This window comes from Flavobacterium branchiarum (genome assembly GCF_030409845.1).
Taxonomy (GTDB): Bacteria; Bacteroidota; Bacteroidia; order Flavobacteriales; family Flavobacteriaceae; genus Flavobacterium; species Flavobacterium branchiarum.
In genome coordinates, this window is record NZ_JAUFQQ010000005.1 from 781,946 (window position 1) to 794,807 (window position 12,862).

Genomic DNA, 12,862 nt, shown 5'->3' on the forward strand with positions numbered 1-12,862 from the left:
TTAAATTTCTCTGACATAAAATTAATTAAATAATTTACTAACTTTACTATGAGTGAACTGCGAGTAACTAGTAACCTAGAAGTTATTACTATAATGATTAAAAAACCAAAAACAGATCCTGAAGGATGTACCGGTGATATTAAGTCTATGACAGATGCTCTTGAAATACTGGGAGGTAAATGGAGACTACTTATTGTACATTATCTATTTTTAAGAGAGAAAGATATAAATACATTTAAAAAAATTGAAAAAGATATAGTCGGCATATCTGCAAAAATGCTGTCAAAAGAATTAAAGATTTTAGAAGTAAACAAAATTGTGGACAGAAAAATAATGGATACTAAACCTGTTACGGTACAATACTCTATTACTGAATATGGAAAGGAAGTTAAACCTGTTATTTCGATTCTGGTTGATTGGGGTCTAAATCATAGAAGAGAAATGTTCGAAAAATAACATTTGCTATTGGAGGCTTTAATATCTATCAAATCAGACATAAATCTTAAAAGAACGAATTTTGATTGCAATGAAATCAACTGTTTTTTTAATAGTAATCCCCATTAGAGTTCAATTAAACACATAAACAACAAGAGGCTGTCCTAGGACAGCCTCTTGTTGTTTTTAAACTTATAAAATTCTGGCTACAGAATTGGTGTACAATTAATTTTATTGCACTCCACCTCCTATTGCTCGATATAAGTTTATTGTGGCATTTAATTTTTCTAATTTTATTGAGACAACATCTAGATCATTCTGCAAAGCACTATTTTGGGCAACTATAACATCCAGATAACTTACCATTCCGCTTTTATATAGTAATGTTGCATCTGAAATTGCTTTATTTAAAGAAACTGCTTTTTCTGTAGCGAGTTCTATACGTTCATCGGCATATTTTGACTGAGCCATTGCATCAGAAACTTCTCCAACAGCTACAATAAATGACTGCTTAAATTGAACAACTGCTTTTTCTTGTTCTAAAATGGCAATTTCATACGCTGTTCTTAAAGCTCTTTTATTAAAGATCGGTTGTACCAAATTAGCTGCTATATTCTTGGTAACTGAGCCTGGAAAATTAAACCAACTATCAAATTCAAAAGAATTAACACCTATTGTTGGACTCAAACTTAGCGTAGGGAACATTGTCGCTTTTGCCAATCCTGTCTTAGCATAGGCAGACATAACAGCATATTCAGCCGCTTTAACATCAGGTCTTCTACTCAAAAGTGATGCAGGAATCCCAACAGGCAATACTTCACTAAAACCTGCATCGTCAAGATTTCCTGATCGCAAAATGTTATTTGGAAATTCTCCACATAAAATTTGCAATGCATTTTCTTGAACAGCTATATTAGCTTTTGCTAAAGGAAGTAATAATTCTGCCGTTTTTTTCTGAGCCTCAGTTTGATAAAGCGCCAAAGAACTAATCGCACCCGAATTATACTGCAATTGCATCATACTTAATGTACTATTGCTTAAATCAATATTTTTCTGCGCAATTTTAAGTTGTTCATCTAGCCCTAAAAGATTATAATAGGATTGAGCTACCTGAACAATTACGCGAGTCTTTAAAGCAGACAGATTCTCTTTCTGAGCAAAATAACTCGCTTTGGCATCTCTTTTTTGCATTGCTGCTTTTCCCCATATGTCGGCTTCCCAAGACAAACGAAGATTTGCACTATAATCATCTATATAATTCTTATTAGTAAACTGCGCACTCAAAGAGCCATTTAGTGAATTTTTAGACTGATAACTACGACTTCCATTTGCTTCAAAATCCAGCGTAGGTAATAATAATAATTTTGCTTGCTTATAAGTAAGGTCAAGTTGTTCCATACTTTTCATTGCAATAAGCACATCATTATTTTTAACCAATGCTTTTTCTATCAAATCAACTAGCAAGGGATCTTTATAATAGTTTTTCCAGGAATGCAAAATAGTATCTCCTGTTAAAGCAATCTCTTGACGGTATTTTTCGGGTACATTTAAATCTGTACGAGTATATTTTTTATCAATTGCACAAGATGTTAGTAAAACACCTGCAAATAAACAAAAACCAATATTATATAGTACTCTCATTATTCTTTTGTCGTTTTAGTTATGCCCTTTTGACCTGAAATTTTTTCTTGTAAATATTGAAATACTATAAAAAGTAACGGAATTACAAAAACTCCCAAGACAACTCCACTAAACATTCCTATAGCAGCACTTACACTTATAGATCTGTTTCCTACTGCTGTTCCTCCTGAGGCAAACATTAATGGAATCATACCCGCAATAAAGGCTAGTGATGTCATAATAATTGGTCTTAATCTCGATCTTGCTCCTTCTATCGCCGCGTCTTTAATAGAAAGACCCGCATAACGTCTTTGCAATGCAAATTCTACAATAAGAATAGCGTTTTTAGCTAAAAGCCCAACTAGCATGATTAAACCAACCTGTACATATATATTATTATCAAGACCTACGGCTTTAACTCCAAGAAAGGCTCCCAAAATACCTGTTGGAATAGACAGTAATACTGCAAGAGGTAATAAATAACTTTCATACTGTGCTGCCAATAAAAAGAATACAAACAGTAGACATAATCCAAAAATAGCAATAGTTTGGCTACCTCCTTCTTTCTCTTCAAGACTCAATCCTGTCCATTCATAACTATAATCAGATGGAAGTTTATCAAGAACTGTCTCTAGATTACCCATGATTTCTCCATTACTAAATCCTGGTAATGCTACAGCCGTAATATTAACCGAATTATACAGGTTGTAACGATCTACTGTTTCTGGCCCATATACTTTATGTAACTTAACAAGTGATTTTACGGGTACCATTTCCATTTTGGCATTTCTAACAAATATTTCATTAAAAGCCTCCTGATCTGTTCTAAAAATTCCATCGGCTTTTACATTAACTCTATAAAATTTTCCAAATCTTGTAAAATCTGCAGACTGGTCTCCTGCAAAATAAGTTTGGATATTATTTAAGAGCTCACGCATATTAACTCCCATTTGGATGGCTTTGTCTTCATCAACTTCAAGTTCAAACTGTGGGTAATCTGCTCTAAATGTAGTGTAGGCATATTGAACTCCTGGTTGTTTCATAATATCTCCAATTACCTTATCGGTCATTGCTTTTAATGAAGCTGGAGTACGGGCAGTTCTGTCCTGAAGTACTATCTCAGCACCACTTGTTACTCCAAATCCTTCTACTGGAGGCGTTCTAAGAACCATAATTGAGCCTTCTTTTATAACAGATAACTTGCTACTGATAGTATTAAGGATTTCATCAATATCTTTAATCGCTCCACGTTCTTTCTTAGGCTTTAATTTTATAAATCCTAATCCATAAGCTGGGCTTGAACTATTACTAAGAATATTAAAACCTGTAATACTGGTATTATTATCTATTGCTTCTACAGTTGAAAGCTCTTTTTCAATCTTTTTAACTACTTCTGTAGTACGATCCAATGCTGTTCCAGGAGGCATCGATAAACTGTAAAGCATAAATCCATCATCTTCCATTGGCACAAAACTTTTTGGAGTTGAAACCATCATAATAATTGCAATAGCACTTATTCCCACAACTAGTCCACCAGCTAACCATTTTCTTCCAATAAGAAAACGAACTCCTTTGATGTATTTCCCCGTTAAGTTTTCAAAACCGGAGTTAAATCCAATAAAAAAACGTTCTTTAAAACCTCTTTTAGGAGAATCATTTTCATGTTTACCATTATGATTATTCTTTAAAAGTAGCGCACATAACGCTGGAGTCAGCGTAAGAGCATTTACAGCCGATATAATAATGGCTATAGCAAGTGTATAAGCAAATTGTTTATAGAAAATTCCAGACGATCCTGTCATAAAACCAATCGGAATAAAAACCGCTGACATTACTAGCGTAATTGAAACAACCGCTCCTGTAATCTCTGCCATAGCGCTATGTGTAGCTTCTTTAGAAGAAAGTTCTGAATCTTCCTCCATCTTACTATGCACCGCTTCTACTACTACAATGGCATCATCTACTACAATACCAATAGCTAAAACTAAGGCAAAAAGCGTTAGAATGTTAATCGTAAATCCAAACACCAACAAAAAGAAAAACGTTCCTATAATAGCTACCGGAACTGCAATTGCAGGAATAATGGTAGAACGAATATCCTGAAGGAAAATAAATACTACTATGAAAACTAAAATAAAAGCTTCTAACAAAGTAGATTTTACTTGTCCTGTAGCTTCATCAAGCTTATCTTTGGTACTCATTACATTAACATATTTAATTCCAGGAGGAAAAGATTTAGATAGTCTTTCTACTTCTTTATTAACCCCGATTTCAATATCATTTGCATTCGAACCAGATGTTTGCAATATTGCCATTGTAACAGCATTTTTTCCGCTCGACATATTGTCTCCACTATAAGAGATAGCACCAAATTCAACTCTGGCCACATCTCGAAGTCTTAAAATATTATTACCATCTGTTTTAACTACAATATTTTCATATTGCTCTGGCTTATTTTTTTTACCCTTATATCTAATAACATATTCTAAAGCCGACTTAGATTCTTCTCCTAATTTTCCTGGAGCAGATTCTAAACTCTGATTTGCAATTGCCTGAGTTATATCTGATGGAACTAAACCTGCATTAGCCATTTTTCGTGGATCAAGCCAAACTCTCATCGAGTAATCTTTTATCCCAAAAATCTGAACTTGCCCTACTCCTGGTACACGTTTCATTTGTGGTACCAAGTTGATATTTGCATAATTTTGCAGGAACAATTCATCATATTTATTATTATCATCTGTGTAAAGATTGAAAATAACAATCATACTGTTTTGTTGCTTAGAGGTAGTAAGTCCCATTCTAACCACTTCTTGTGGTAATTTTGGTGTTGCTTGCTGAACCCTATTTTGCACATTTACCGCAGCCTGATCTGGATCTACACCTTGTTTAAAAATAACGCTGATAGAAAATGTTCCATCATTACTTGCAGTAGATTTTATATACTGCATATTTTCAACTCCATTTATTTGTTCTTCTAGTGGCGTTACCACAGAACGAATTACTGTTTCACTATTTCCTCCAGGATAAGAACCACTTACCATTACTGTTGGTGGTGAAATATCTGGGAATCTTGTTACTGATAATTTTGCAAGACCAATGATCCCCAATATTACCAATACAATGGAAATAACCGTAGCCAATACTGGCCTGTCTATTATTTTTTTTAACATGAAAATGTTATTTTATATTAAAACGAAAAATTATTTATTGTTTGCTTCCTTTGCTGTTACTTTAGGAACTACTTCCATACTATCATAAAGGGCATCGATAGAATTTAATGCAATCTTGTCTCCAGATTTTACACCCGCTTTTACAAAATAATTTGCACCAGTACTACCAGCAATTTCAATAGGAGTCATTGTTACTTTATTACCGTCTTTTAAAACATAAACAAAAAACTTATCCTGAATATCTTTTACACTAGCCATTGGAACGCTAATTACTGATGGCAAACTGCTCTTCAATACCACTCTTGCAGAACCTCCTGATCGCAATTGTTTTTTTGGGTTTTGAAAAATAGCTTTTAATGCAATTGTTCCTGTAGAACGGTCTATGTTACCGCTGGCAATTTCAAGTTTTCCTTGCTGTTCATATAAACTATCATCAGCCAAAATCAGACTTACAGATTGATTCAAATTTGTGTCTTTTGAGAAAGAGAGATAATCCGATTCACTTAAAGAGAAATAAACAAAAACAGTATTAATCTCTGAAAGAATTGTTAGCGGAACAGCATCAGATGGAGTAACTAGGTTACCAACTCGATTAGGAATACGACTAATATAGCCGCTTACTGGAGCTTTAATCAATGAAAAATCTGCATTAATTTGCGAAGATCCCAAAGTTGCTTTTGCTTGTGCTACTTGTGCTACTGCTGCCTCATAATTAGCGTTGGCTGTTTTTAATTGCATGTCCGAATACACTTTTGCTTCAACTAATGGTTTAATCTTTTCAATTTCCAATTTAGCGTTGGCTAGATTAGCTAATGCACTCTTGTAAGCTGCACGAGTATTATTAACTTCTTCCAAAAAAACATCCCCTTTAATTTTAAAAAGAGATTGGCCTTTAGTTACATACTGACCTTCTTTAACATAAATAGCTTCAAGATATCCTGATACTTGAGGCTTTATATCTACATTAACAGAACCTTCAATAATTCCTGGATATTTTTTTTCTACTTCTCCTGTTATAGACTTAGCAGAAAAAAAGTCTACTTCTGGTTTAGGTGCTCCTAACCCTTGATTTTCAGATCCACTCTTGCCACATGAAGAGATAGTAATGATAATAAATAAAATTATTATTCTGTTAAGCGTTTTATTATTCTGTAAAAACTGTTTTGTCATTTTATTTCATTTTAATGAATTCATCAAATTTGATGACAAAATAACATCTTAAAACAGCTATTCTTTAGTAGAAAATTACTCAACCGTAATTTTTCAATACCGAACCGAAAACGTAGCTAACCAAACAAAAAAACTAATATGTAAAAAATAAAAGTTGCTTATTTTCCAACTCAAGAAGCATTAATCAACTCACAACTAAAGCATAATTGATTCCGTAAATTCTTGAAATAAAAAATAGCAACTAAAAATACACCTAAATAAATCCTTCACGGTTTCATATAATCTCTTAACCGATTTATTTTTCGACGTATTAACGATCCATCCATTGCTTGAAAAAAGGAGCTTTTTCTCTGCTGATTATAACTTCTCGTTCTGAATCGCCATTAAGTTGTATTCTAAGTTTGGCATTGAAGTAATTAGAGATCGATTTTATACTTTCAACCTGTATAAAAAACTGTCTATTTGCTCTGAAGAAAATATCTGGATTAAGTTCTTCTTCGAGTTCTTCCATTGTTTGGGGAATGGCTATAATAGTGCCATTTTTAAGAAAAAGGTGTGACGTTTTAAATTCCGAATATATAAAATCAATATCGGCAACATCTACACTTTTATATCCATCGCGATAAGTCACTAAAAAACGCAATCGAAACGAAGGTTTGCTGATAAATCTTTTTAAAATACCTGCAAGATCCTCACTGTTATTCTTGGCGTTTGAAAGGTTCTTAAATTTATTTAGAGCATCCTCAAGTTCACTTTTATCAATAGGTTTCATTAAATAATCAATACTATTTACCTTAAAAGCCCTAACTGCGTATTCATCATAAGCAGTAGTGAATATAATCGGGCAAGTAATCTTAACTTCTTCAAAAATTGAAAAACTTATACCATCTGCCAAACGAATATCCATTGTAATTAAATCAGGCATTTCATTAGTATTTAACCAAGAAATGGTACCTTGGACTGTATCAATAATATCCAAAATTTCACAATCTGGCTCCAATTCTTCTAATAATCTCTTAAGACGATTGGCATTGATGCTCTCATCTTCTACAATTAAAATTTTCATATCGTTATATTAAAGGTAGGCGTACACAATAGTAACCATTAGATTCACAAAAAACAGGCATTCGATCAGATAATATTTTATATCTAAATTCAATATTTTTATTTCCAACACCAGTTGAAAAAAAACTCTTACCTGATGTAGGTTGCAAATTATTCCTTACAACGATGTCTCCAACATCCGAATAAATAGAAATAATAAGTGGGTTAGACAACGTTGCTATATTATGTTTAACTGCATTTTCAACTAACAATTGCAATGTTAGAGGAGGTAAATGAAGCGTCATACAATTTGAATTAATTAGTAACTTCAATTCTACCTTTTCTCCGAGTCGCGTTTTTAAAAGATAAAAATATGCATTTAAAAATTTAATTTCCTCTTCCACCGTAATGGTATCTTTATTAAGATTAGAAATCATATAGCGGTAAACCTTTGTAATATTCTCCAAAAATGACGCGGCCGACTGCGGGTCTTCGTGAATTAATTCTGTAAGGGTACTAAAATTATTAAAGGTAAAATGCGGATCTAATTGCAATTTTAAAGACTCTAATTCTGATCGAGTTACAGCTTCTTGAAGTTGTGACGCTCTAACTTTTAATTCCGCAGCCTCATCAGAAGTTACACGCCATCTATTAAGCAAAAAAATACTGGTATGAATAAAACTAATGAAAAGCGACAATATTGCTGCCATCAAATTAGACTGCCATATTATTAAAAGCTCACTCTCTTTTAATAGTGTCCATGGGTAAAAAAACTCCCATAAAAAGGAGAACAAATAATTTATTAGAATGTTACCTACTATAAGAAACAAGAATTGCACAATAGCTCTAAAAATGGGCTTTTGATCCCAGCTAATCCAATTATTCAAACTTCTTCCAACAAATAGACTTAATTCAGTTAGAATAGCACAATATACTAAAATCAAGAATATATCTAGAGTCCAACCTACAGTCAATAAAGAATCTTCTTCAATATTTCGATAAGGATTTAGAACAAAATAAGATGATAAATAAACAAGAAAAACTACTGGTATTACAATGACTCTATAATACTTATAGAAAAAAAAATTTCGCTTAGTTTTGTTTTGTTGATTTGAGTACATAATCTAATATAAGAACTGTTATTCGATAAGCTAATAAAGTAATTGGTTTCTTTATTAGCTTATCAAAGAATCTTTAATCCTTTATTGGTTTTTAAATTACAGGCTGATATTCACGCATAACTCCCCATTTTATACAAGTTGCTCCCCATGAGAAACCTGCTCCAAAAGTGGTTATTAATATGTTTTGACCTGCTTTAAAATCAGCGGCAAAATCCCAAAGACATAAAGGAATAGTTGCTGATGTAGTATTGCCATATTTTTCAATATTGACTTTAACCTTTTCTATTCCTATTTTTAAACTTTCACTTACGGCATTAATAATTCTTAAATTAGCTTGATGTGGCACAACCCAATCTATATCCTCTACGCTTAAATTATTAGCGATAAGAACATCTTGAGAAACGCTACTCATAGATTCAACAGCTTTTTTAAATACAAATGCTCCTTCTTGTTTTATATAATGATTTCTCTGTAAAATGGTTTCATCTGTAGCAGATAACTTAGAACCTCCTGCAGGTACAAGTAATGCAGAAGTTCCGCTTCCGTCTGTACGCAAAATACTTTTCATGACACCATATTCTGATTCTGTTTTTTCTAAAAGTACTGCACCAGCACCATCTCCAAAAAGAATACAAGTATTGCGGTCCTCGTAATCTACGATTGAGCTCATTTTATCGGCTCCAACCACAATAATTTTTTTATAACGACCACTTTCTATTATGGCTGTAGCCATTTCGAGGGCATATAAAAACCCACTACAGGCCGCATTAAGATCTAATCCGAATGCATTGCTTAATCCGCTAATTTCACAAACCTTACTGGCAGTAGGTGTTAAAAGATGATCAGGAGTTGCTGTTGCCAACAATAAACAATCAATCTCTTTTCTGTCTACATTATAATTTTGCAATAAATTTTCAATTGCACCACAAGCAAGGTCTGAAGTCGCTTGGTTTTCACTATTAGCTAATCTACGCTCTTTTATTCCAGTTCTTTTTTCAATCCATTCTGCGGTTGTGTCAACCATACCAGAAATTATCTCATTACTAAGTATAGAATTCGGTACAAAACCGCCTATAGCTGTAATTGTTGCGTTCATTTTTATTTGATTATGTTTTTATTTCCTTTAAAAAGAGGAGTTAATGAATCTTAATTATATTAAAATATCATCCGAAATTAGGAAACGATAATAATGGTATGTCTTGTCCTGTAGCCATAATTCTAGTTTTGCTTTTATGCACTAAAGAATCCCAAAAACCATATTGTTGTGGCACCATTACTAAAATGTCTGCTTTAAAATTCTTGATCTCTTTTTGGATCTCATTAATTACAGCATTCGACTTAACTGTCTTATAAATATATTTAACTTCTTTAAACTCTTCTTCAAGGGACGAATTTAGTAATTGTTGCCCTTGTTCTTGCTTAAGATTGTTTATTTTTTCATCTACACTAAAGAATTCTATTTCTGCTTCAAGTTTTCTAACGATATCTCTTAACCAGCTAAACCTTTTTATTAAAGAAAAATTTAGGGTATCACAAGCATATAGAATTTTATTTACGTTATGAAATTGAGCGTTCTTAGGTACTGCCAATACAGGAATATCTAAATTCTTAATTACTGATGTTGTTGAGTTGCCTAGTAAATCCTGTTCAAATGATCGTTCTGCCATACCCATTACAACTAATTCTGCTTTGGTCTCTTTAATTATCGATGAAAGTTGATCTTCTAAAAGGGAATATATGCAATAACAACTTACCGTAATATTGTAACGTTCGGAAATTTCTTTTCCTAAATTCTCCAGTTTTTCTGTTGCTTTCTCTATTTGTCTTTTCATAGATTCAGCTGTAATAAGACTATTAGAACTATGCAGACCCAAAGAAAAAGAATTAAACAAAACAAGCTTTGCTCCTGTAGCTTTTGAAAGTCCCGCTGCATAAGTAACTGCATTATTTGCTATAGCCGAAAAATTAGTTGTAGCTATAATAGTAAGAGGTGAAGTCATAAATGTATAGATTAAAAGCTAAAGTTACTCAATTAACAGCTCAAACTCGTCTTAAAATTACTGAAGAATCTATTTTTTAACCTCAAACGTATTTATATGTACCCGAAAGCAAATAACCCTATTAAATCAGAGTTAATTCAGACTAAAAATACAGTGGGAATTCTAAAAAAAACTTGATTTTTTCAACAGTCATTTTAAAATTCAGCTATTTAAATTCACAAAAAAAGTCCTGAAATAATTCAAGACTTTTTAGATGAGTTAATTCGATAATTAAACTCCATAATTTATTTTTATATATAAAATGTTTACTTCTTAAAGAAAGAAACTAGAATATCTTCTTTTACCTTTTTTTGTTCTTTTTTAACTACTAAAAATATTAAATAAGTACAAAAAGCAGTACCAAATGCAAGTGAATAATTAAACACCCAATTTGTATTATAATCAAAATTTTGAACAATAGTCAAGCCTGTTTTAGAGCTAAAAACATGGGCAAAACCATAACTCATTTGAAAAGTTGACATAAATACACCTTCTAAGTTTTTATGGCTTCTGTTCATAACAAAACTACTTGCAAAAGCAAATGTCAACATGTTACCGAAAGACATCAAAAACATAAAAATCCAAAATACCCAAGGCTGATGAACTAAAAACAATAAAAGATAAGAACTCCCTATTAGTAGCAATCCTATCATAATCGCAACTAAGTCAGTAATCTTATTTTTTTGGACAAAATTCACCAAAGCCAATTCAAATAAAATAAACACAACCCCGCTGAACCCTAAGAACATTCCACTATCAAATTCAGTTAAATCATATGCTTCTTTATGATAAATAGGTACAATTGAAAAAACCTGAAAATAGAGATATCCTGTTATTAAAGCAATAATCCAATTCATTACAAAAGGAAAATCTTTTAGGGGTGCAAATTTGTCCTGACCTACAGCACTCATTTCAAGCTTATAGAGTAGTTTTTTCTCTTTAACAAAAACAACAAAAAGGCATACAGAAATAATCGATGTCAAACCATCTACGATAAACAGGGTATTATATTCTGAATTTATAATTAATAATCCTCCTAAAACAGGCCCTACTACAAGTCCAACATTGGTTGCCATTCTTAATAATGATAGCGCACGTACTCTTGATTCACTACTCACATAATCATTAAGACTAACCATCATTGCAGGCCTATACATATCAGCAACAGCAGTTAAAAGGAAAATTGAAAAGCACAATAACTCAAAAGTTTTCACAAATTGCAATGAAATAAGAATAACACCACTAGAAAACAAGCTAAAAACCATAATCTTGTAAGCTCCAAAAATATCTGATAATTTCCCGCTAAAGAAAGTTCCAAATAAAGATCCAATACCAAAACAAACCATAACCCAACCTATTTGTGAATAGCTCAGATTTAATTCATCTTTAAAATATTTAGACAAAAAAGGAACAACAACTGCTCCGATTCTATTCACTAAAGTAATTAGGGCAAGAATCCATATTTCTTTTGGGAAATTCTTAAAATTCCCTAAATAACGGTTAAGCATTTTCAAAAATATTTAGTTGAGAGGTATTGTTTTGAGTACTTAAAGAAGCATTAGTTTCCAAAGAACCTGCTAAAAAAGCTCTTTTTAGTTTCTTCAATTTCTTCAGTAGAAGATTCTACTACAACTTGCTCATTCAAATCATCCATCATTAATTTTGTAATCAATTCTACATAATCAAGATTATGATCTTCAAGATAACCGATTAAATATTTCTCGCTTCCTTCTACACCGCTTACTTGTTCAATTTTGGATAATTTTCTATATAAATCTTCCACCTTTTCTATTACTCCAGGAGAAATAGCTTTACGACGAGCGATATATTTTAAAATTTTTGCATCATCACTTACTATATAATCAAAATCTGTAATTACCCAGTAATACTTTCCAGATTTAGCTAAGTTTTTTATGATACCGTGAAATTTTTTCCCTTTAGATATATGATCCCATAAGACTTTAAAAATCACTTTAGGCATATCTGGGTGGCGGATAATGTTATGTGCCTTACCTACCAATTCCGATTCATCATATCCTGAAACTTCAGAAAAAGTATCATTTACATATTCTATATTCCCGTATAAATCAGCTTTACTTACAATAGTTTGAGTTACATCCCATATAACAGATTGATCAATTGGCGTTGGACATTTTTTATCCATAAAATTTAAATTTATTTTTTTAGTAATTAGGTTTTGACGAATAATAGGTTGTTAAATAAAATTCGCCGAATATAAATAGTTGTGTGTATGCGTGTT

The 12,862-nt window shown here is 32.1% G+C and carries 10 protein-coding genes; 1 reads left to right on the forward strand and 9 read right to left on the reverse strand.

From position 1 onward, the window contains the following. Positions 1 to 48 precede the first annotated feature (48 nt). Complete coding sequence (locus QWY99_RS15335; RefSeq protein ID WP_290266473.1) at positions 49 to 456, forward strand: winged helix-turn-helix transcriptional regulator; 408 nt, start codon at positions 49 to 51, stop codon at positions 454 to 456. A 210-nt stretch (positions 457 to 666) separates the two neighbouring features. Here the strand turns inward: QWY99_RS15335 and QWY99_RS15340 are convergent, their stop codons facing one another. From QWY99_RS15340 to QWY99_RS15380, 9 genes are all read right to left on the reverse strand, one after another. After that, the gene (locus tag QWY99_RS15340) at positions 667 to 2,076 is read right to left on the reverse strand and encodes an efflux transporter outer membrane subunit (RefSeq protein WP_290266474.1); all 1,410 of its coding nucleotides are present in this window, start codon (positions 2,074 to 2,076) and stop codon (positions 667 to 669) included. Next, positions 2,076 to 5,228 carry an efflux RND transporter permease subunit gene (locus tag QWY99_RS15345; protein ID WP_290266475.1) on the reverse strand — a complete coding sequence of 1,051 codons (3,153 nt, stop codon included), beginning with the start codon at positions 5,226 to 5,228 and terminating at the stop codon, positions 2,076 to 2,078. Before QWY99_RS15345 ends, QWY99_RS15340 begins: the two co-directional genes overlap by 1 nt. Before the next feature lie 30 nt (positions 5,229 to 5,258). Further along, on the reverse strand, positions 5,259 to 6,398 hold the full coding sequence (locus QWY99_RS15350) for an efflux RND transporter periplasmic adaptor subunit (RefSeq protein WP_290266476.1): 1,140 nt from the start codon (positions 6,396 to 6,398) through the stop codon (positions 5,259 to 5,261). Between the two features lie 310 nt (positions 6,399 to 6,708). Continuing rightward, positions 6,709 to 7,464 carry a LytR/AlgR family response regulator transcription factor gene (locus tag QWY99_RS15355; RefSeq protein WP_290266477.1) on the reverse strand — a complete coding sequence of 252 codons (756 nt, stop codon included), beginning with the start codon at positions 7,462 to 7,464 and terminating at the stop codon, positions 6,709 to 6,711. A gap of 4 nt (positions 7,465 to 7,468) precedes the next feature. Then, positions 7,469 to 8,563: a sensor histidine kinase gene (locus QWY99_RS15360; protein WP_290266478.1), complete on the reverse strand. Its 1,095-nt coding sequence runs from the start codon at positions 8,561 to 8,563 to the stop codon at positions 7,469 to 7,471. A gap of 91 nt (positions 8,564 to 8,654) precedes the next feature. Continuing rightward, complete coding sequence (locus QWY99_RS15365; protein ID WP_290266479.1) at positions 8,655 to 9,659, reverse strand: beta-ketoacyl-ACP synthase III; 1,005 nt, start codon at positions 9,657 to 9,659, stop codon at positions 8,655 to 8,657. A 67-nt stretch (positions 9,660 to 9,726) separates the two neighbouring features. After that, the gene (locus QWY99_RS15370) at positions 9,727 to 10,563 is read right to left on the reverse strand and encodes a universal stress protein (protein WP_290266480.1); all 837 of its coding nucleotides are present in this window, start codon (positions 10,561 to 10,563) and stop codon (positions 9,727 to 9,729) included. Between the two features lie 305 nt (positions 10,564 to 10,868). Next, entirely contained in the window at positions 10,869 to 12,110 is a 1,242-nt protein-coding gene (locus QWY99_RS15375; RefSeq protein ID WP_290266481.1) for an MFS transporter, read from the reverse strand. Between the two features lie 50 nt (positions 12,111 to 12,160). Continuing rightward, the gene (locus QWY99_RS15380; RefSeq protein ID WP_290266483.1) at positions 12,161 to 12,766 is read right to left on the reverse strand and encodes a PAS domain-containing protein; all 606 of its coding nucleotides are present in this window, start codon (positions 12,764 to 12,766) and stop codon (positions 12,161 to 12,163) included. Between the last annotated feature and the right edge of the window lie 96 nt (positions 12,767 to 12,862).

Coding starts and splice junctions, on each gene's coding strand:
- QWY99_RS15335 (WP_290266473.1), top strand. CDS start 49: ATGAGTGAACTGCGAGTAACTAGTAACCTAGAAGTTATTACTATAATG.
- QWY99_RS15340 (WP_290266474.1), bottom strand. CDS start 2,076: ATGAGAGTACTATATAATATTGGTTTTTGTTTATTTGCAGGTGTTTTA.
- QWY99_RS15345 (WP_290266475.1), bottom strand. CDS start 5,228: ATGTTAAAAAAAATAATAGACAGGCCAGTATTGGCTACGGTTATTTCC.
- QWY99_RS15350 (WP_290266476.1), bottom strand. CDS start 6,398: ATGACAAAACAGTTTTTACAGAATAATAAAACGCTTAACAGAATAATA.
- QWY99_RS15355 (WP_290266477.1), bottom strand. CDS start 7,464: ATGAAAATTTTAATTGTAGAAGATGAGAGCATCAATGCCAATCGTCTT.
- QWY99_RS15360 (WP_290266478.1), bottom strand. CDS start 8,563: ATGTACTCAAATCAACAAAACAAAACTAAGCGAAATTTTTTTTTCTAT.
- QWY99_RS15365 (WP_290266479.1), bottom strand. CDS start 9,659: ATGAACGCAACAATTACAGCTATAGGCGGTTTTGTACCGAATTCTATA.
- QWY99_RS15370 (WP_290266480.1), bottom strand. CDS start 10,563: ATGACTTCACCTCTTACTATTATAGCTACAACTAATTTTTCGGCTATA.
- QWY99_RS15375 (WP_290266481.1), bottom strand. CDS start 12,110: ATGCTTAACCGTTATTTAGGGAATTTTAAGAATTTCCCAAAAGAAATA.
- QWY99_RS15380 (WP_290266483.1), bottom strand. CDS start 12,766: ATGGATAAAAAATGTCCAACGCCAATTGATCAATCTGTTATATGGGAT.